19 protein-coding genes, 1 tRNA gene and 1 pseudogene are annotated in these 20902 nt (G+C 43.6%); 3 read left to right on the forward strand and 18 right to left on the reverse strand.

Going from position 1 to position 20902, the window contains the following annotated elements; translation table 11 throughout:
• Nucleotides 1–106: 106 nt before the first annotated feature.
• The 11 genes and pseudogenes from M3085_RS08885 to M3085_RS08935 all read right to left on the reverse strand — a co-directional run bounded on the left by M3085_RS08885 (nucleotide 107) and on the right by M3085_RS08935 (nucleotide 9912).
• On the reverse strand, nucleotides 107–475 hold the full coding sequence (locus M3085_RS08885; RefSeq protein WP_249052836.1) for an SMI1/KNR4 family protein: 369 nt from the start codon (nucleotides 473–475) through the stop codon (nucleotides 107–109).
• Nucleotides 476–477: 2 nt separating this feature from the next.
• The gene (locus tag M3085_RS08890) at nucleotides 478–1638 is read right to left on the reverse strand and encodes a hypothetical protein (RefSeq protein ID WP_249052837.1); all 1161 of its coding nucleotides are present in this window, start codon (nucleotides 1636–1638) and stop codon (nucleotides 478–480) included.
• A gap of 3 nt (nucleotides 1639–1641) precedes the next feature.
• The gene (locus tag M3085_RS08895; protein ID WP_249052838.1) at nucleotides 1642–2463 is read right to left on the reverse strand and encodes a hypothetical protein; all 822 of its coding nucleotides are present in this window, start codon (nucleotides 2461–2463) and stop codon (nucleotides 1642–1644) included.
• Between the two features lie 3 nt (nucleotides 2464–2466).
• Nucleotides 2467–4638 carry a dynamin family protein gene (locus M3085_RS08900; protein WP_249052839.1) on the reverse strand — a complete coding sequence of 724 codons (2172 nt, stop codon included), beginning with the start codon at nucleotides 4636–4638 and terminating at the stop codon, nucleotides 2467–2469.
• Between the two features lie 11 nt (nucleotides 4639–4649).
• Complete coding sequence (locus M3085_RS08905; RefSeq protein ID WP_249052840.1) at nucleotides 4650–5537, reverse strand: helix-turn-helix transcriptional regulator; 888 nt, start codon at nucleotides 5535–5537, stop codon at nucleotides 4650–4652.
• A gap of 376 nt (nucleotides 5538–5913) precedes the next feature.
• Nucleotides 5914–6057 carry a DUF3944 domain-containing protein gene (locus M3085_RS08910; protein WP_191709153.1) on the reverse strand — a complete coding sequence of 48 codons (144 nt, stop codon included), beginning with the start codon at nucleotides 6055–6057 and terminating at the stop codon, nucleotides 5914–5916.
• A gap of 160 nt (nucleotides 6058–6217) precedes the next feature.
• The gene (locus M3085_RS08915) at nucleotides 6218–6598 is read right to left on the reverse strand and encodes a YkvA family protein (RefSeq protein WP_249052841.1); all 381 of its coding nucleotides are present in this window, start codon (nucleotides 6596–6598) and stop codon (nucleotides 6218–6220) included.
• A gap of 16 nt (nucleotides 6599–6614) precedes the next feature.
• Nucleotides 6615–7109, reverse strand: coding sequence for a hypothetical protein (locus M3085_RS08920; protein ID WP_249052842.1), 495 nt, complete (start codon nucleotides 7107–7109; stop codon nucleotides 6615–6617).
• A gap of 66 nt (nucleotides 7110–7175) precedes the next feature.
• Complete coding sequence (locus tag M3085_RS08925; RefSeq protein WP_204498618.1) at nucleotides 7176–7427, reverse strand: hypothetical protein; 252 nt, start codon at nucleotides 7425–7427, stop codon at nucleotides 7176–7178.
• Nucleotides 7428–7445: 18 nt separating this feature from the next.
• Nucleotides 7446–8515, reverse strand: a pseudogene (locus M3085_RS08930) (HlyD family secretion protein).
• 53 nt (nucleotides 8516–8568) lie between these two features.
• Nucleotides 8569–9912: a TolC family protein gene (locus M3085_RS08935; RefSeq protein ID WP_249052843.1), complete on the reverse strand. Its 1344-nt coding sequence runs from the start codon at nucleotides 9910–9912 to the stop codon at nucleotides 8569–8571.
• Between the two features lie 175 nt (nucleotides 9913–10087).
• Between M3085_RS08935 and M3085_RS08940 the strand changes: the two genes are divergently transcribed.
• The gene (locus M3085_RS08940) at nucleotides 10088–10924 is read left to right on the forward strand and encodes a helix-turn-helix domain-containing protein (protein WP_249052844.1); all 837 of its coding nucleotides are present in this window, start codon (nucleotides 10088–10090) and stop codon (nucleotides 10922–10924) included.
• A gap of 61 nt (nucleotides 10925–10985) precedes the next feature.
• On the opposite strand, the gene M3085_RS08945 is transcribed toward M3085_RS08940, so the two are convergent.
• The 7 genes from M3085_RS08945 to M3085_RS08975 form a co-directional block, all read right to left on the reverse strand.
• On the reverse strand, nucleotides 10986–11540 hold the full coding sequence (locus M3085_RS08945; protein ID WP_249052845.1) for an outer membrane beta-barrel protein: 555 nt from the start codon (nucleotides 11538–11540) through the stop codon (nucleotides 10986–10988).
• Nucleotides 11537–12193 carry a hypothetical protein gene (locus M3085_RS08950; RefSeq protein WP_249052846.1) on the reverse strand — a complete coding sequence of 219 codons (657 nt, stop codon included), beginning with the start codon at nucleotides 12191–12193 and terminating at the stop codon, nucleotides 11537–11539. The genes M3085_RS08945 and M3085_RS08950 overlap by 4 nt, the downstream gene beginning before the upstream one ends.
• A gap of 301 nt (nucleotides 12194–12494) precedes the next feature.
• Nucleotides 12495–12567, reverse strand: a tRNA-Trp gene (locus M3085_RS08955).
• A 67-nt stretch (nucleotides 12568–12634) separates the two neighbouring features.
• Nucleotides 12635–13228, reverse strand: coding sequence for a uracil-DNA glycosylase family protein (locus M3085_RS08960; protein ID WP_249052847.1), 594 nt, complete (start codon nucleotides 13226–13228; stop codon nucleotides 12635–12637).
• Between the two features lie 5 nt (nucleotides 13229–13233).
• The gene (locus M3085_RS08965) at nucleotides 13234–13863 is read right to left on the reverse strand and encodes a hypothetical protein (RefSeq protein WP_178256236.1); all 630 of its coding nucleotides are present in this window, start codon (nucleotides 13861–13863) and stop codon (nucleotides 13234–13236) included.
• 82 nt (nucleotides 13864–13945) lie between these two features.
• On the reverse strand, nucleotides 13946–15250 hold the full coding sequence (locus tag M3085_RS08970) for a serine dehydratase subunit alpha family protein (RefSeq protein ID WP_178256237.1): 1305 nt from the start codon (nucleotides 15248–15250) through the stop codon (nucleotides 13946–13948).
• A gap of 3 nt (nucleotides 15251–15253) precedes the next feature.
• Complete coding sequence (locus M3085_RS08975; protein WP_249052848.1) at nucleotides 15254–17257, reverse strand: protein-disulfide reductase DsbD family protein; 2004 nt, start codon at nucleotides 17255–17257, stop codon at nucleotides 15254–15256.
• Nucleotides 17258–17628: 371 nt separating this feature from the next.
• Between M3085_RS08975 and M3085_RS08980 the strand changes: the two genes are divergently transcribed.
• Nucleotides 17629–18288: a hypothetical protein gene (locus tag M3085_RS08980; RefSeq protein ID WP_249052849.1), complete on the forward strand. Its 660-nt coding sequence runs from the start codon at nucleotides 17629–17631 to the stop codon at nucleotides 18286–18288.
• 165 nt (nucleotides 18289–18453) lie between these two features.
• Nucleotides 18454–20877, forward strand: coding sequence for a hypothetical protein (locus M3085_RS08985; RefSeq protein ID WP_249052850.1), 2424 nt, complete (start codon nucleotides 18454–18456; stop codon nucleotides 20875–20877).
• Nucleotides 20878–20902 lie beyond the last annotated feature (25 nt).

Consider the following 20902-nt stretch of genomic DNA (forward strand, 5'->3'; position numbering starts at 1 on the left):
TTCATAATAGAATACATGCCCGCATTGAGGGCATTTGGCCATACCTGATTGAGTCGTAAGAAAATTCTTATTAAGTCCTGTATATTTTATCCACTCCATAATATATTTACACTAAACAACTTTCTAAAAACGCTGTAAAATTATCAGCCACCTTTTCTGGACTATATTCACTTTCTAACGAAGTATAAACCTGATTATCTTCACCCATAAAAAATGGATCCCCATTGCTTGTAGCAAAAATAAAAACATCTTTAGGATAAAAATAATACTCTTCACGTAACCTTTCCAGCTCATCAATTCCGTAAAATCGAATAGCACCATATTTTTTGGTATCAATCTCAACATCTACAGGATTATATTCATTATAAAATTTACGCAAAGATTGAGGCACTATATCAGGTACTTTATCTGATGCAGCAAAGACATTTCTTGCATCTTGCTGTATGGCTCGTGATACAAAATCTTTATATGACATAGTTAAGCGATAATGGACGGGTACGACTTTTCAATTACATAACCTTGAATTCTCTCAGCAAGAGCCTTGTCTTGGTATGCTTTATACATAGAATAGCTCAGTAAAACTGCACTTATAGCAATTCCTACTACAATTGCAGGACCGGTTCCAAATGTTACTTGAACCACAGCACATACAGCTAGTGAGCCTACAGATACCAAGGCTTGCTTACCTACACGTGCAAGACATTCTTGTGTACTACAACCCGCCCGCTTTAAACGTACAAACTGATAGATAGAAGAGGCTACAATTATTACAGAGCCAACAATACCCATATTACAAGCCTTCATTAAGTTCTCCGTCAATTCCATTCCGGCATTAGCCAAAACACCAGTCATGGCACTTGTCGCCATTTCACCAATTGTTCTTGATGCAACATGCCCAATAACCCCAAATGCCATACCTTCTAAACCAACTTTTCCGCCTTCGATAGCAGCTAATTTAAAAGACTCAGGAGAAAGGCCATTTTGTGCTAAAGTCACAATAAAACCAATGGATGCGCCAGTAGCAAAACCGATTGCGGCAGCAATACCAATTCCTTTGAATTCATTTCTTAAAACCCGTTTTCTATTAGTATGCTTTAGCATTGCATCCTTATCAATAAAAGGATCATCTGTTGGATTTCTAAAATTCCCCTTATGCCCTATTGACAAGTGTTTCTCATTTCTAAGGAATCGAATATTATCAGGATTAGTCTGATGTTGAGGATGATTAGCAACATTCTTTTGATGATGCCCAACATAATTTCGCACTTTACCTCTCTGCAAAAGTTCTGTTCGTTGCTCCGGATTCCAATTAGCAGATCCTGTGCCTCCCATTGCAACATCAGCTTGCTCATATTTCCAGGCCAAATCAACTCCCTTCTGTCTATCAGCAGTATAATTGGGGTCTACAGCTAATTTTATATCCAAACTAATCAGATTAGCTTCCTTCTCTATTCGCAATGGAATAATTCTCGCTCTATAATCACTATTATAATTGTTAGTCAACTGAGTAATCTGAAAAGCATTAGCAGCTTGCATTGGCACAGCCATAAGCATGGGATTTACAATACCGCCCCATGTACGGTATTGTAAAGAAGATCTTCCAATGACTTGTCTTTGTGTATCTCTACTACCTATCATAGTCTACTTTGATTTAGGAGTATCAAACGAGAACTGAGTAAATCGATACTTAGCTTCGTCATCCAACTTATTGAACATATATGAATATACATGATTGTAATAAATCAATGTTTCACTAAACAGGCGTCTAGCATCATATGCAAACAAATATTTAGCCACTAACTCATACAAATTGTTATCATGATTTTTGTATCTGCCCTCATCTGCTTTAAACAGAGTGAAAGCCTTTTTAAACGCTTGTGCGGCCTCTTTGTTATACTTTACATCTTCATCATGAGCCAGCTCAGCCATTTTCTTGGAAACTAGTTCTGAATACCCACGAGTCAAGCTTTCGTAAATGGAGGCTTGATTATCTGTAAAGATAGATTTATCCAATGAATTATCCGCAACAGCTATTGCACTCAAGGTTGCTTCAAAAGCTTCTTGTGCTCTTACAGAGAGAAGCTCATCTCTCAAAGTAGCCAACTTAGTCAAAGCATCCGTATTAGCCTTCACCTGCTGATCATAAGCTGCTCTGTCATTCTTGGCAATCACTTCATTAACCTTGGATGAAGCTTTAATCAATTCTGCACGCTTTCCTTGGATAAGAGACAAACTTTCCTCTGTCATATCCACTTTTTCAGAAAATACGTTCAAAGCCAATTCCGCTTCACTCAAGAAAAATGAACAGGTTTCTACTTCAACAGGATACCCTGCAACCTTGATACAGAAATCAAAATATGCAGTAAAGTATTCTGAGTTATCCGGATACTTACAAAATAGATTCTTACCTACAATCTGAGCATCCCAAAAATTCGTGTCTTTAAGTGCATTGAACAATTCCATACGCTATTCTGTTAAGTTATTAATCAATTGACTATATATATCTAAACACTTCTCTTCAAAAGCAATCTTCTGACCAATTTCAGCATCATTTACTTCATTAATTTCTTTTTCAAGAACTTTCAGATATTCCTTATACTCTTTCTCCATATTATCCGCAGCAGAAATAAATGCAGACTTTGTATCGTCCCAATACTTAGCGATAGACTTCTTGCAGTCCTCCAGAACTTTCTTCTTATCATATTCTTTCACAATGTTCTTTGCCATCGTTTCCTTCCAATTTGCAGCAAAAATAGCATAGAACAATGCAGCAACAAGGGCTGCCAGTCCAACCGCAATGACGACAGGACCACCGATAGCCGCAACTGCTGATATGGCAGCAGCTGTGCCTCCGCTTATACCAATGCCTAAAGCTGCTAAAAGGCTAACACCTTTTGCGACCAAAATATAGGCACCCAAATTACCTAATCCTGCTGCCCATACGGCTAAAGCTCCATATACCGCAACACCGGCTAAACCACCTGCAAAAGAAGCTTTGAAATCAAAACCAGCTTTCCCATTAATACCTGTTTCCAAAGATTGCAGATTCGTTGCTGCTGCAAAATCATGAATGTATTCATCCACTAAAGTGCTAAGCTTTTGCGAATATCGAAGAGTAACAGCCGAGTTTGCATCATTCAAAAGATTGGATAATTTTTGGCCGAGCAATTTCATATCCTCTTCTTTTTTCTTAAAATCATTACTCTTAATCAGATTAAGAATACTTTCTTTATTAATAATCCGATTATACTCTTCCACAAAGTCAACAGTTGCTTCCTGCTTAAAACGATTGATAGCATCAAATATCTTTTGCTTTGCCATTGCATTTTTGTTTATGCGGTTCGGCTCATCTGCTAACATTTTTTCTAAAGATTTTTTTTTTGCACTTCTGTCTGACAATATCTCACGAAAGGACTTTATTCGTGATTGTACACTGCTTATTCGTTCTTGAATTGCATCTTTGAATACAGACAACAACTTACTTACTATAACATGAGGCAGTTTCTCCAACAAATCACGTAAGTCCTTATCAAAATCTCTTCTCAAGCTTTCCTGATCCGTTGAATAAGTAAAGAAACGTTTACGGAAAGTTGCAGAATTGATATCTTGCCCCAAGTTACTCCAATAATTGGGAGACAATGATTTATCAAAACGACAAACAGCTTGATCCAAAATCTTATTGAGTTCAATAATTGAGCCGTTATCTACAGCATGAGCCTGAGATGCGACAACATAAATATTTGACAATGGCTTCAATGACTTATTATTCAATGTGATTGAAGCTAAATTAGGCAATCCGTTTTGTAAATATGCAATATCTTCAGCCTGCATAAATTGATTAGCAGCAGACATATATATCAAGATATCTATTCTTTTAATCTTTGCAAGCAGAGAATCATCTTTTTCTCTGTCCCCGGTTCCGAAACCCGGTAAATCCACCAAATCACAATTTGCCAGAATATCCGCATTTACAAACATTACAGCAGAAACAGCATTAGTCTCTTCAAATTTACGTCCTTGGCGTGATCCATAATCCTTCAGCAAAGAATAATCACCAGTCGTAAGCAGATATGACTCTGTGTATTCTCGTTCACCCAATCTTGTATCATCCCACAACTCATTATTCTCATCCGCATGGAAGATTGCAACATCACCATTAATATAAGAAGGCTTGTCTTTGATATGTTTCACATAGACAATGATAGAAGTCGTAGGAGTCCAACTTACCGGAAGAGTATCACTTCCTAATAATGTATTAATCAAGGTGCTTTTGCCAGCATCCGAACGCCCAACGAAAGCTATCCGCGGTTTACGAACCATATTCTTTAAAAGACCAAGCAAAGATTCACTATCAATATAGGATCTATGCTCCATTAAAAATTGCGAAAGCTTACGCTCAATGTCATAAATAGAAAGCCAACTATTTTTAATATCAAACTTTATCGGTTCTTTTTGCACATTCAATAGAAAATCCACATTCTTCCCTGTTGCTTGTGCAACCTTTCCCAACATCGTTAGAGACAATGACTCTTTCTCGATTTTCTCATACTCAGAAACTGACATATTCAATTTTTCTGCCATTTCCTTTACGCTAAATCCCAGTGCATTAACTCGGATTTGTTTTAGTGTTTCATTCATATTCGTATATTTTATAAGTACATATTTCTCATTTTCTCTACAATTCCCTTCACCTCATTCCTCACCCCTTCCGGCTCCAGCACCTCCATCTTCTCCCGATTCCAAAGCACCGCCTGATAAAAGTTATAGCTCGGTCTCAGCCAATAACTGAAAATGCTCCAACCATCCCCAGTCTCTATCTCCTGTTGCGATTCGTGCAAAGGACGAGCCTTGATATAATCCACCTGACTGCCATACACTTTAAGCTTTATCAATTGGGGAATGCAATCCTCATGATTCACTCCAAAGCAAGCTTCGAAATATGTATTCGGTTTAATATAGGGAGAAGCAGTTGCACGTTCTTCTGTCAAATGTAGATTGCTGATACGCTCCAAGGCATAGACTGTGGGCGTTTTACGACTCAACGGCTCGGCTATTAGATACCAACGGCTTTCCCATACTTTCAAAAAACAAGGGATAAGTAGCTGATGGGTAATAGTCTTTTTATTAAAGGAATGATAATCAAACTCAATAACTACACCTTGGTCAATGGCTTTAAGGATTAGCTGAAGATATTCCACACCGCTGGGCGCATCTTCCATCACAACACAGTCCTTATGCTTCATCGCCAACTCCACCAGAGCTTCTACATGGAATGCGGAAAGCAAATATTTGTAAAGCGCATTGTTTTCAATGTAATCCGGATTGGCTATGTAATACGTATTCGAACGCTTATCGCATTCGATGTCAATAGCAAATACTGCCGACACATATTCTTTATAACGCCCAAAAGATTTAGGAAGAAGCTCTCCATCATAAAAAGAGGAGTACTTCCAATGCTCGTTTATCTCACGAAGAGACATAGCTCTACCATGTGATAACAATTCTACGATATATAAGCATTTTTCAAGTTTACCCATACTTTTTCGTTTTTCAGATTCAAAGGCAAAAATGTAACGGCTAACATTTACAAATTTACATTTTTCTTCGAACAAAGTTCTTTTTTTTCAATAAAACAGGCCTTTCAATGAACCTTTTTTAAACTTTCTTATCTTATACAATACTTGGTCTGCATATCCCGAAAAACGCTACCGTTAGTATCGCTTATCTCATGCGGATGCGTCAACCATTTCTATTCGGAGAGTTATTTGGTTTTACCGTTAATGTTTTTCAATGTTCCAAATTAAACCGGAAAGTTTTTAAAACAAGTCTATTAAAAGTTTGAATCACTTTATAATGAATAATGCTATTTGTACGCTGTTTGACAACATTTTTATTGATATACATAAGTTTAAATCACTTCAACTTGAAAGCCTGCGTAGAAGAAATTTCTTCTGCCCATCTTAACTTACCGTCTTTATCGTACAACATAAAATCGGCAAGTAACTTTAACTGTTCATTGGAACACTGATACAAAAAATCTAAATCTTTATCTGCCATAATGCTTTGTGTGTTTATAAGTGATACATTCATTTGAACTACTTCATCTTTTCTGAGCCAAAAGTAAAAGGCAACACGGACAAAAACTGTCCGAACATCTCAGTTTTTTCAATATTTAATTCAAAAATTCCTATACATTCTCTTCCTTTCCCTGTTCTGTTTATTGTACAGATTGGGTTAGCTTATCTCCTAATTTCTGGAATAACCATGCTACAAGAGCACTATCATCAATAAATCCAACTGCTGGAAGAAAATCAGGCATCAAATCTATCGGAGACACAACATAAATAATGACCGCTACCATAAGAACAAGCGTATTATCTTTATAATCATAGTATCCTTTCGTCAACAATTGTTTTAGATAAACTAACAATTGAGTTAACTGGTTTCGCACATCTTTTAACCCGTCTTTATTCATATAACCACTCAATTTATCAGATAATTGTTTTAATTCTTCCGGTGTCTTTAAGCAATTTTGGGCCTTTTCCAACCAATTGCTATTTTGGAACTTCTCGATTATAGTTTCCTTATCAAATTCCATATACAGCCTACATTTCTTATACGCCTCCGCAGACAAGCATCACCGCCCAAGCCACGCAAATCGAGCGCTGGGCAAACCAATCGTAAGTCTTTCCGAACACCATGATGTAGCAGAATGCTCCCATCGCCAGCGTCAGCAGCAGGGCATCGGGTAGCAATCGCCACGGCAAATGATACTGATGCGTGGGCGCATGGCAGAAGGTAAACGACACCAGCAGAATGGCAACGAGCATCATGCCCATGACCAGCAGGTAGGTGTATTCCCAGCGAAACTCGTATGCCACCCACGCCGAAACGTAGTTGCTGAACTGCACGATGCAGAGAATGTAACAGTAGAGCACGGGCATCAGTACCGTACGGGCATGGTCATTCTTATAGACACCTTCCGGTGAATCAGGCTCATAAAGGAACATGTCAAGCGTTTGTATGCCCAGCAGGTAGGGGGCGATGACGAAAGTGGTATTCAGTACCAGCGCCACACGGATAAAGCCAATCAGGAAGCAGCACGCCATCAACACCGGAATGTTTTCGGTAACGGCACATACCCCGTTAAGCAACGCCAGCAGGGTGTAGCCTCCCTAGTAAACATGCTTTACGTTACGTGCCTGTAAGTAAGGCAGCATGAAGGGGAAGACCATCGACATGCCGATACTGGCACAGAGGCTCAGAAACTGGAAGTTCTCGGTCAGCACACCCATGCCTCCCGCCATCTCGTTGATGTTGCTCAGGTATGTTCCGCCCGAAAAGAACAGCGGGACGAACAACGCCAACAGGATAAGTACGCCTATCGGTTTGGGCATCCAGTCGTAAAATGGGTAATTCGTTTTCATAAGCATGGGGTTGTATTATCAGAGGTTTGCTTTTACCACACACATCATTCCGGCAGCCAAGCGTGCGTTATCTTCGTCGGAGATGTCCGTCAGTTCGATACGCACCGGAACGCGCTGCTGAATTTTCACAAAGTTTCCCGCCGAGTTGTCCGTAGGAACCATCGAGTATTTCGAGCCGGTGGCGGAACTGATGGCGGTTATGCGCCCTTTAAATGTTTTTCCTGCGAAAGCATCTACCGTTATACTTCCACTTCCTGCCCCACAGCCAACGAGGAGATTTGTGTTTCCTTATAGTTTGCCACCACCCATTTTCGGGTATCGGGGATGATGGTGGTGAGTGTCTGTCCGGCATTTACCAGCTGACCTTCTTCGATGGAACGTCGCCCCAGACAGCCGTTGCAGGGTGCAGTTACCACCGTGTACGACAGATTCAGTGCCGCCAAGTCCACAGCAGCTTCGGCACGTTTGACGGCAGCCTCGGCATTCTCCTGACGCTGGTCTACCTCGGTAACGGAGGAGTGGGCGGCTTCCCGCTGTTGCTTCAGTGCCGCCACCCTTGCACGAGCCATTTCCAACTGCGTCTGATACTGCTCCACTACTATGGGCGTGGTGGCGTTTTTCTTCAGCAAAAAGTTGTATCGGCGGTAATCTTTCTCCAACTGTTCCATGCGGTATTGAGCCTCAGCAATGGAAGCATCGTACACCGAAGCTGAGTTGGATACGGTATTCAGCGTGTTTGCCACCACCTTACGTCTGCTCCGTGCGTCCATCAAGGCTGCTTCCGCCTCTTTCAGACGGATGCGGTATTCATCGTCTTCCAATACGAGCAAGGTGTCTCCCTTACGCACATGTTGATGCTCGGTAAAGTAAATCTTCTTGATATAGCCCGGCACTCGGATGTTGACGGGCGAAAGGTATTGTTCCACCTGCGCATCGTCGGTCGTTTCATTGGATTTATAGTCGACAAAAAGAGATATGATGGCATACAGTCCCCATATAGCGAGGAAGATGCCTATAATGCCGACTGCCTTTTTCATGGTAAAGACTTTTCCGGATTCTTGTTTGCGGGTATTCGTTTTAGTTTCCATATCAAAATTTTATTTAGCAGTTTACATATAAAATATCCTTACGTGTCGGTGAATTATCGGATAAGTGTTTCCAAGTCTCCCGACAGTTTCAGCAGCGTAAGCTGAGCCACGTTACACTGGCAATGCGCCTGTACACACGCCGACTGTGCCGTGCGAAGCCGCATCTCGTCTTGCAGCAGTTCCGTCATGGATGCCACTCCCTCTTTATACTTCTCTTCGGTCACGGCATATACGTCTTCCGCCTGACGGTAACTGTCTTTCTGTGTATGGAATACTTCGATATTATGACGGAGCTGGCGAGAAGCGTCGGCATACTCTTTGTCCAGTTGCTTGCGACGCATATCGAAGGTTGTTTCCGCCTGCTGCCTATCGTAGCGGTATTGACGTACTTTCAGCCGCTTGTCATTGCCGTCGAAAATCGGGATGTGTACCGACAGGGCGAGATACGTATTTCCGAACCAATTATGGGTCTCGCCCGAGGTGTGAAAGAAATGATGGAATTTCTCCTGATATCCTATTGCTCCTAATTGTCCGCCCAACGAGATGGAGGGGATGTATCCGGCGCGTACAGCCTTAATCTGGCGGTCTGTCAGCTCCTGACGGGTAGAGAGTAACCGCAGTTCGGGAAGGGATTCGCTGACACCTTCTGCCTGAAGCAGGACTACTTCGGACGGCATCGGGCAGACTGCCATAGGCGTTTCGGGAGGAAGGTCGAGCAGGAAGCGGAGCAGGTTCAACTGTTGTTCGTAAAGCGTCGCATACTGGTCGCGCTGCGCTACGAGGCTTTTCAGATTGATTTGCACACGGGTTAAATCCACCTCCAATACCACTCCGCCTTTATAAAGTTCCTCGGTAATGGTGCAGAGCTCTTCCATCCGGCGGATATTCTCATCCAACAGCTTTTGCAGTTCCAATGAGGCTTGCGCCAAATAATACACGTTGCCAATCTGTACGGTAAGGTCTTCCACTGCTTTCTCGTAGGACAAGTTGCTGAGTTCTTGTACCGTGCGAGCCACCTTCGTTGCCGAAAGCACCGTCTGGTTATAAAGGGGAACACCGAACCGGATTCCCGCAGACATGGCATACTGCATACTTTGGATTTTCTGCCACGTAGGGTTATCGGGGAAATCGCTTCCCAGCAATGCACCGGTGGTTACATTGGCAGGCTTCATCAGGTAATCTGCCATTCGGAAATCGGCAGACAGTACGGGGAGCAGCCGCGAGCGACTTTGGGTTAAAGCCGTTTGGCTTTTCAGTACAGACAGCCGGCTGTTCTTCAGCGAAAGATTGTTACGGAGACCTGTTTCCACACATTCTTTCAACGAATAGGTCTTTTCTTGTCCGTAGATGCAGGGCAAGGCAAAGAACCAAAATACCAATAAGAGCAAATGTTTCATGACTTTACTTTTTCTTGTTGTTTGCAGGCAAAGTTAGTCCGGACAGCAGTCGTAAAGAAGTGCAATTCATGGGGGCTACTGTGCAATTTCAACGATAAAAGAAAATATTAAGGATGAAAGATGACGAATATATGAATCTTATTGGTTAATTTACGGAATAAATGAAAGATATACTATGAAACAGTTGGCTTATCAGATGCTGGATGTCAGACAGCTTTTGGCGAATTACGCCACCGTATCGCAAAACAAGTATGGCTTCTTCTTATGCCGAAAGGGAGAAGCCGACATACTGCTGAACAATCACAGCTTTCATATAGAAAAGGGGGTATTATGTCTCTACACGCCTTATACGTTCATACGCATCGTGCGCCATACAGAGGACATCGAAGGTTACTTGATGGAAGGAGAGCTGGACACTATCCAACCGGCATTATCGAACATACCGGCGACAGAGCGTTTTGCCATCCGCTCTCATCCCTGCGTGAAGCTGAACGCAACGCAATGTCAAAGATTGGAACAGTCTGCTGAAATGCTAAAGACCCGCACCGAACTGCTCAAGCAAGCCACGAAACCGAGGTCGGTGCGGCTGCTTCGCATGTTGGTACAGGTCTTGTTACAAAATCTCTGCCTCGAAGCATTGGAAATCTATTTCAACTGTGCGCCGGTAGAAGAACTCCCCCAAAACCGTGAGGAAAGGATATTCAACCGTTTTCTTATGTCGGCATTCCGCAACTGTGCCCAAGAGCGTTCCGTTACTTTTTACGCCAAAGAACAGCACCTCTCACCCAACTATCTTTCTTCGGTTATCAAAGCAAAGTCGGGACGTACCGCCATCCGGTGGATAGAAACATTCACCCTGCTGCAAGCACAGCATTACTTACGGCAGACCAAACTCAGCATCAAAGAAATTGCCTATCAGTTGCACTTCCCCGACCAGTCTGTCTTCGGGCGTTACTTCAAGAAGCATTGCGGAGTCTCGCCTTCAGATTACCGGAATGAGGGGACGACATAACTTCACGAGGACGAAAGTCCACCCCTCTCAGTGACTAACCTACACAATATTATATATGTAATCAGAGGTTAAGAAACATTCCAGCTTTCAGGCAGAGGGAGGGACTGACTTTCCCTCCGATGAGGTGTGCTCCCGTATTTACGCCGATAATCAACCCGTTATTAATCTGACGTTCAATCCCAAGCTGAACGGCTGCCGCGAAACCGTTTAACGATTTCGACGTACTGTTTTCAGAGGCTTTCAGTTCTTCACCAAAACCGTAACCGAAAAGCACGTCGGCATATATCCATTTGTTTCCCCCGTTATAAAGGTATATTCCCGGACCTGCTCCCAGCATGTATTCGCGCAACGTATGTTTAAGGCTTATCGTCTCTCCGGCATACATCCCCTCATAAGTGCCGTTATTGATGCCGCAGTGTAACAGAGAGGCGATGAAAAACTTCTCACTGAAAGCATAACGCGCACCTAAATTAAGGCAAAATCCAGACTTATTACTCATGCTTGGAAACAATTCATACCCGCCTTGCAGTTCGACGTGGGCATAGCCAGTTTGTGCCGAACCCTTAGCTCCTGCCCAAAGAAACAGCCCGAAAAGCAGAAGTAACTTTATTTTCATTCTCTTACGGGATTATATAAATCGGCAATCTTTTCCAAATCATCCGGCTCTATCTCTTTGTTTTCGAGCTTGGCGCACAGGCTTGGGTCATCTTCAAGATACTTTACAAGCTGGCTGCGCCAGAACTTCTTCCCGCCGGTTTTGTAACCGATGACGTATCCGTTTTCATCGCCTACCTTACGGGCTATGTAAATTATATCGCCATTCTGCACACTGCTTATCGTAAGCGTACCGTCTTTCGGGATGCTGTATTTATAGCTGCAACAGTAGAACTCCACATGGTCGCCTTGTGCTTCCACAGCCATCCACTGTGGTTTTATGATTTTTTCCTTCTTGATAGAGAACATTTTATTCGTCCGGTATGGGTGGCATACAAGGTAGTGACACATATCGGTATGCGTTTTCTTCCACACGCCCAGCACTTCGATGTCGGTATTCTTCAACTTGACTTTCTTCCCGTCCGCCGTTGTAAGACGAATATTTTCCGTATTACACTTCGGCATCTTTACACGCCCCACGTATTCTGTGCCGTCTTTCATTATAACGCGAGCCTCTTCATGATCGGTAGCATCCTTTACCACACTATAAATTTGGCAACTGCAAAGCAAAGAGAGTGTGATACAAAGTACCCCGAAAATCTTAATGTTTTTCATTGTTTTATAGGTTTTTTATCACAATCTATAAAACAAACGACATTTCTTTTTGTTCGCAAACCCGATTGATTTTATTCCATCCTCCTGCCCTGTGAAAGTACAGGCAGAAATCCCCTGCCGCTCCCCGGAAAACGCAACCGTTAGTGTTACTCATTTCATGCGGATAAGTCACCCGGTTCTACCCATAGAATTAGTCGGTTCTACGAATAGAATTTTCCGATCTTCCGAAAATAATATAAATGGCTTATTATAAGAGAGATAAAAAAAATAGGTTGAAGTTTGTAGCTTCAACCTATCTCAGCACGGGAAGAGAGGCTCGAACTCCCGACACTCGGTTTTGGAGACCGATGCTCTACCAACTGAGCTATTCCCGTGTTTGCGGTTGCAAAGGTAGTACAAATTTTCATATATGCAACCTTCTTTTGCAGATATTTTTAAAATTCATCCCGATATAAGCCCTAACTCGCTGAACATGATGCGGTATATCTCAGCTTTTTTTTCTAATTTCAACGGATATGCGCGGCTGGAAGAAGGCATACGGTAGAGGTGCATGTCGCGGTCGGCGTAATGAAACGGACTTTTACTCCCCACGGGAGGCTCTGTTACCTGCATCTGCTCACACAACACGTCGGTGGCTTTTTGTCCGGTGGTCACTACGGCGCGACAAGACGGGAGTTGCTTCAGCAGCAGACCGACATCCGTCGGTTCCACTACCTCCAAATATTTATCGGAAGCATTGTCTTGCAGGCGTCGCACCACGGATGCCGTATCATACAGCGCCACACCTTTCTCTTTGAGGAAAGAGCTGATTGACTCCTTATCAAACCCTTTCCCGCTTGGGCGCACAAAATGGTCTTTGTCTCCGAAAAACACGAGACCGAAAATACGCCACATGTCGTTATTCCAATTCGGGTAAAAGAACTCCATGCTCCAACGTTTCTTTTGGGGCGGGAAACTGCCCAGCATCAGCAGCACAGCATTGCCGGGCAAGAAAGGTTCTAAAGGATGATGTTCTACTAACGGCTGTTCAACCATCCGCATTATGCTTTAGGTTTCGGCTCTTTTTTTGCCAACGCCACTATATTATATACGTATTCCGACATCCATGCTTCCGAATAGCTCAGCGCATGTTGGTACTGGCGTATATTGGCACACGTCTTACGGATGCTGTCATCCTTCCATGTGGTTTTGGTAAGAATGTCGTGGATGGTTTTATCGGTCATGCTGCGCAACATTTTCTTCATAAAGCCCGGCATACGGAATTTCCATTGCATCAGGTTGCCTACCACCATCATCAGGTCTTGGCTGAAGCCCTGAAACATGAAGAAATAGTTCTTCACGTCGTTCACCGTCCTGCAATGTTTCTTTACCGAAGCATCTATTTCTTTGAAAAAGCCTTCGCTTAAGCCGTAAATGTCCATCAGCATCTTTCTGCAACGCGACTTTTCTGCTATTCCCAACTTGTTATTTTGAGTAGGAACTTTCAGTGTACGCTTAAACACTGCCATATCAGGTAAAAGATTAATGTTGCTGATGCCTAACTGTGAAGCCATCACCGCCTGATAATATACGCGGATTAGCGTCATGAAGTCTTCCATACCTCCAACACGAACACTTCCTTCGGCATTCTCTTCTTGTTTTTTTCCGAATAGTTTTGAAAATATACTCATAATTTCTTTTTAATTTATTCCCTATAATGTCACAAAGATACTATTTTTATCTGGCTCTCTGCTTCACGAAACAAACAGTCTGTCAATCGCAATGTTTATGCGTCATGATATTTAACACCAATTTGTCTGTTTCGTTCATTCCTACCGAACCGATTTGGGTCAGATTCCGGATGCTCCGGTCTACGTTGTCCTCAATGATTCCCTCTACGGAGGTTACGCATTTATGCTCCATTGCCAAGATAGCAGACAACACTGCGGTGGATACTCCGCTGGTGAGCTTCAGCGCACAACTGGGTTTGGCTCCGTCGCAAATCATTCCGGTAAGGTTGGCTATCATGTTCTGAACCGCAAACGATACCTGCTGATAGTCTCCACCCATCAGGTAGGTGATTCCGCAACTGCTTCCTGTGGCTGCCACCACACATCCGCACAATGCCGAGAGTTTTCCCAGATTCTGCTTGATGTAGATGGCTGTAAGGTGGCTCAATATCAGCGCACGGGTCAGTTCTTCTTCCGATTTATGATTGTCTTCGGCATAGATTACTACCGGAAGAGTGGCGGCTATACCTTGATTGCCACTTCCCGAATTGCTCATCACCGGAATCATGGCTCCTGCCATACGTGCGTCGCAGGCAGCAGAGGTATACGACAGGATGTGGGTAAAGGTATTGTTTCCCATGATGCGCTGTTCCGTGCCGCTGCTTCGCAACATTTTGCCCAACTCGTGTCCGTAGTTTCCCTCGAACGAGCGTTCTGCAGCCTGCTTGTTCAGTCGCTTGGCTTCCAAAATGAAAGTAAGCTCTTCGAGCGGAGCGGTAGTAGCAAAGTCGTAAACCTTTTTCAGATTCAGGTCTACCGAAGCGGTTTCTGCCTGTGCAGCGTCCGACGTACGCTTGTCGAGCAAGATTTCATCGTTCCGGCTCACGTAGACAAACTTCGTATGACCGCCGCTGATAATGGCTGTCGCCCGATCGGTACCCGCCTCGCAGGTTACTTCGATATAGAGTTTTTCTTCAATGTCAGCCTTTAACCCGATGGTAATGATTTGGGAGTCTATCATCCGTTTTCCTTCTGCCACAGCTTCGGGAGTACAGTCTTTCAACACTTCCAACTGATACGCCGACTTTCCGATGAGCGCACCTAAGGCTACGGCAATGGGCAGACCTATCATGTCAGTGCCCGGAATCCCCACTCCCATCGCGTTTTTCAGAATATTCGCACTGAGCTGTACGTCAATCTTTTCCGGACGTTTGCCCAGCGCTTCAGTTGCTTTTGCCACACAGAGTGCCACTGCGATAGGTTCGGTACAACCTATCGCCGGCACTACCTCTTGGTGAATCAAAGCAATAATTTGTTCTCTTTCTTGTTTTGTAAACTTACATTCCATGATTTATTTCGCCGCGTTATAATTCTTCAGTCCCACGTTCAGGAAGTCTACGTACTTCTGCACGTCTTCATCGTACGAATACGATTTGTTGAGCGGCATACCTTCGTTGTCCAGCAATACGTAGAAAGGCTGGGCGTTTGCGCCGAACTTAGAGCGTTGCAGATAGCTCCACTTGTCGCCCACCGTACGCAACGTACGCTCTACCCCATTCTCTGTAATCTTTACGGGTTCGGGAAGTTTAGCCTTTTCATCGACATACAGCGTAATGAGCACATAGTCTTCGGTCAACAATTTGCTCACCTTCGGGTCTGTCCAAACGGCAAGCTCCATTTTCCGGCAGTTCACACATCCGTAGCCAGTAAAGTCAATCATCACGGGTTTTCCCTGACGGCGGGCATACTCCATACCTTCTTCGTAATCGTAGAACTGAGCGTGTACTTCGTTTTTATACAAATTGAAATCTTGAGTCTGCATAGGAGGAGCAAACGCACTGACTGCTTTCAGCGGTGCGCCCCAAAGTCCCGGAATCATGTAAACGGCGAATGCAAGCGAGGCAAGCGCCAAGAAGAAGCGGGGAACGCTTACTTTATTATTGTCATCATCGTGCGGGAACTTGATTTTGCCCAACAAGTATAACCCCAATAGTCCGAAAATCACAATCCACAAAGCCAAGAAGGTTTCACGATCCAAGATGCGCCATCCGTAAGCAAGGTCTGCCACCGACAGGAACTTCAGAGCAAAGGCAAGTTCAAGGAATCCTAACGTAACCTTGATGGCATTCATCCATCCGCCGGATTTCGGCATCGACTTCAGCCACGACGGGAACAGGGCAAACAGCGTAAAGGGCAAAGCCAAAGCAAGGGCAAAGCCCAACATACCGAGTGCAGGAGCTATCACACTGCCGGTAGTAGAGACCTCTACCAGCAAGAAACCGATAATCGGTCCGGTACATGAGAATGATACCAGCGAAAGGGTAAACGCCATGAGGAAGATGCTCAGCAATCCTGTGGTCTGTTCCGCCTTACTGTCTACGGCGTTCGTCCACTTCGAAGGCAAGGTTATCTCGAACGCACCGAAGAACGATGCCGCGAATACCACCAACATCAGGAAGAAGAAGATATTGAATATAGCGTTTGTCGACAATGCGTTAAGCGCATTTGCCCCGAATATCAGCGTAATGGCAAGTCCCAAAGTCAGATAAATCACCACGATAGAAGCTCCGTAAGTCCACGCATCGCGCACTCCTTTCTTCTTATCCTTCGTACGCTTTAAGAAGAAACTTACCGTCATCGGAATAATAGGCCACACACACGGTGTAAACAAAGCCAGCAATCCGCCTACGAAACCGGCGAAGAAAATATACAGCCACGAATGAGACTCACTGTTGATTTGCTCTCCGAATTGGTTCAACTCGCTGATAACCGGCTTCCAGTAATCCGTTTTCGGAGACATGGCAGGCGTGAGCGGAATCAGCGGAATGCTTGTGGTATCGCTGGCAGCGACTTCCGGTTTGCTTTCCTTCGCAGCCGGAGCTACAGGGGCAGCAGCAGCCTGTCCCTTAAACGAGAAGTCCACAGCAGTGGGTGGAAGACAATTCTCATCGTTACATGCCCCATACTCCAGATAGCCGGAAATATCGTAACTACCACCGCCGGTCAGTTTGATTTTCTGAACAAAAGTAGCAGTGTTTTCGAAAAAGCGCACCTGCATCCCGAAAATGGGGTCCATCATGTCTTTTTCCGTTCCGCGCGGAGTCAGTTTCCCTACAAGCTCCGCACCCTCCATTTTCTCAACATTGAAGGTAGCCGAGATAGGACCTCCTTCGGGCAGGTCGGTAGAATAAACATGCCAACCTTTATCTATCTTTCCCGTAAAAATAATTTCGGCCTCGGTGTTAGAAACCTCTTTCCATTCGGTTTTAAACTTCACAGGGTCTTGTATTTGCGCGCAAAGGGGCAAACATAACAAGGCTAAGAAAAGCCAACTGAGAACAAACTTTTTTATCATATCCACGTATTTTTGCGCAAAGGTATATATTTTATAAATGTCTGCAAAGCCTCTATACCGCAAAATCCTACCGCTTGGAAGAATAAATTCTACCGCATACGTCAGTCAACGTATGCGGTAGCGTTGGGTAACGCAACCGCATGTTTTCACCAACACTTGCGGTTGCGTTTTATGAGAGTTCCACACGCTCGAAATAAGTTGCTTTTTTGCTTTTTCTCTTGCATATTCAAGGCTTTTTTGATAACTTGCAATTGTGCTTCTTCTGAGTGGAAGTTTAAAAATAATATTCTCATAGAAAAAGAGATACTTCTTAAATATTGAATTTTAAAATTTAAACGTTAAGTCTATTATGAAAAAAATGTATTATTTATGTGTTTGCCTTGTTTTTATTAACAGGATGTTCAAAAGAAGAATCTGTTACTGATACTTCCGATAGATTGGTAGAAATACAGGCTCTTGCTATACGAAATGGGTGCGATGTCACTATTGAGATTTTAGATGATAATATTCGGAAAAAACCTTTGACTGAAGACGAAAAAAACGAATATAATATTTTGTTCTCCCAAATGGCCAAGTTGAATGGCTTGACGTTTCCTTTAGAACCTCAACAGATTAATGTTGATACGAGAGCTACCGAATCCCGTTCATATTATAAAGAAGTCAGTTATAAAGGGCTGCCTTGTAAAGTTTCTGTATATTGGCAGGAAGATAATGAGACTGGGAGAATTTCTAATGTTGAAGCAGGCATTGGAGGTACTAAAATAAGCGGAGCAACCAAATATACGATGACTTATGTAAGGGATGATATTATTCATGCTAATGAGTCTGAAATATCAATAGAAATAAAAGCAAATTTTTCCGCAGAAACGTTTCCAATCGTTAATGGAAAATTAGATATTTCGAGAGGACCTACGATATCCATAAAAAGTAAAATTTTTGTAGAAGGTAAAGTTTGGCCACAACAAATGTACGGAGAGTTTACAATCCGGTTTGTGGGTGATGGAATATGGGAAATAGAAAGGGAACTTTAGTATTTGTTTATCATGAAAAATGCAGTCTGGTTATTGTTCTTTTGCTGTTGTTGCGTTATAAATGCCCAACAATTATCGCCTGATACAGTAATTACTCGTTTATGGCAACAGATTCATTGTTTTCCGCAGGAAAAGCTCTATCTGCATACAGACAAAAACGAATACGTGGCAGGAGAGAAAATCTGGATGAAGGCTTACACTGTAAACGCAACCACGCACCGCCCGGATTCTTCCAGCCGTTATGTATATGTGGATTTGATTAATCCTTTTAATCAAGTCGCACTCCGAAAGTGCTTCCGGAGAGACTCACTGCAACTTATTCATGGAGCTTTTCCGTTGAATGATACATTGCCGGGAGGAGAATATACTTTGAGGGCTTATACCAGATACATGCAGAATAAAGAGGAAGCCTATTTTTTTAAGAAACGTTTACGCATTTACACTCCCGTTTCGCAGAATGTGGAACTGGATGTCCAGGAGGCGGAAAGAAATACCTATGTTGTACAGTGTGTCAACCGTCTCTCAAGGAAACCTTTGGATTTTAATACTGTACAGGTCTGGAGCGAGAGCGAAAAATTATGGACAAGACAGTATGAAAGGAAAGCTGTTTTTAAGTTGAATCCGGATCATGTCGAACATCCGGTTGTTTTGGCGCAGATAGGCAATTGCCGCGAATATCTGCTACTTCGTTCGTCTAACGGGCATGATTGTAAGATTTCATTTTTGCCTGAAGGCGGACAGCTTATTGAGGGGGTTGTATGCAAGGTGGCGTTTAAGGCTATAAACAATGAAGGATATGGAGAAGCTGTTTCGGGGGTGATACTCAACGAACAGCAAGACACTGTAACCGTTTTCCGAAGCCTGCATCACGGGATGGGGACTTTCAGTTTTATTCCGCAGGCAGAGACACATTACACCGCACGATATACAGATTCTTCGGGTTCTGTTAAAGAGAGTGCGTTGCCACAGACCGAAAAAACGGGATATTCCCTTCAAATAAAGCGGAAGAAAAGCGATTATTACGTATCCGTGTTGCACCGTCCCGGTATGGCTACAGAACCGTTGTTGCTTGTTGCGCATCAACGTGGACTTCCGCGTTATGCACAATTGTGGAATTCTTCGCTTCAATATCTGAAGTTCTCGGAGAAAGACTTCGCGTCAGGCATTGTGCACTTCCTGTTGGTAGACTTGCAAGGAAATATCCGTAGCGAACGGTTGGTCTTTCGCTTTCCTTCCGGGGCAGAGCCGCAAGCTGTTCCCGATAAACCACAATATGCTCCTCGGCATCAGGTCAAGATTGAATTGCAGGCAACCGATGAGCTTGGAATGCCGTGGGAGGGAAGCGCTTCTTTGGCTGTTACGGATAATGCCGATGTTTTGCCCGATTCTTGTTGCAGCCTCCCGGCACACCTCCTGCTTACTTCCGAACTGAAAGGGTATGTCGAAGACCCCCATTGGTATTTCCGGTGTCCGAATCCGGCACTGCGCCAAGAAGCCATCGATGTACTGATGCTTACACAGGGATGGCGACGCTACCACCTTCCGGAACTGCTCAAGGGGGAATTAGAGCGTCCCCAGATACTTCCGGAAACCTGTATGGCCGTAACCGGAAAGGTTACTTCGGGAAATAAGGATAAACCTGTAGAAAAAATGAAAGTCCGTATCTTTGCTCCTAAAATCAACCTGCTGGGAGAAACAATGACGGATAAAGACGGTCGGTTTCGTTTCGACGGAATTGAATTTGCCGATACTGCCGACTTTTGGGTATTTTTGCCCGTAGAAGACATGAAACGGAATACCAAACTGTCTGTGCATTCTCCTCTTGTCTCATCGGCTTGTCTCCTTCCTCCTTCTTGCAACTCTTTCAACATGACAAATGATGAGAGAGAACACCGTTATCTTCAAAAAGCAAACGAACGAATCATTAACGGACAAGGAGTCCGTCATGTCTACATGGAAGAAGTTACGGTAACGGCTTCAGCGAAAAAATACAACACCGAATATGAACGGTTTGCTACGAATGTCATTTCTGAAGAGAAAATCCGGAAAAGCGGTTCGCTCACAATCGAAGGAGTTATTAGGTCTACGTTGGGAAGTCTTTTACTGAACCGTGCACAGATTGTATTCGATGGCGTACTTTGCGAATTGGCAGAAACCAGACAAATTATTCTTCAAAATATGCTTCCCAGCGACATTGAGCAAATAGATGTGATAAAACCTCCCGCTACGATAGGCTTTTTCCCAAATATGGGGGATCATAGTCTTATTTTCATTACTACCAAACGGGGATATACTTCCGTACAGAGAGAATCGCGTAGCAATACTGTTCATATTGACCTGACCGGCTACACCAAAGATGCGGAATTTTATTCTCCCCAATATGACAGTCCGGAAAAGCAGGAGGGGAAGACTCCCGATTTACGGACCGTCATTCATTGGGAACCGGACATACGTTTCCGTAATGGGCGGGCATCTGTAACTTTCTATACGGCTGATGCGCAAAGCACTTATTCTTATGTAGTTGAAGGGGTATCCAACAGTGGGTGTACGCTTCATCTGACCGGTGAAATCGAAGTAAAAAAGCCATGAGTGGAAAAACAGAGGGCAGACAAAT

The sequence above is a fragment of the Bacteroides caecicola genome (genome assembly GCF_023337095.1).
GTDB lineage: Bacteria > Bacteroidota > Bacteroidia > Bacteroidales > Bacteroidaceae > Phocaeicola > Phocaeicola gallinarum.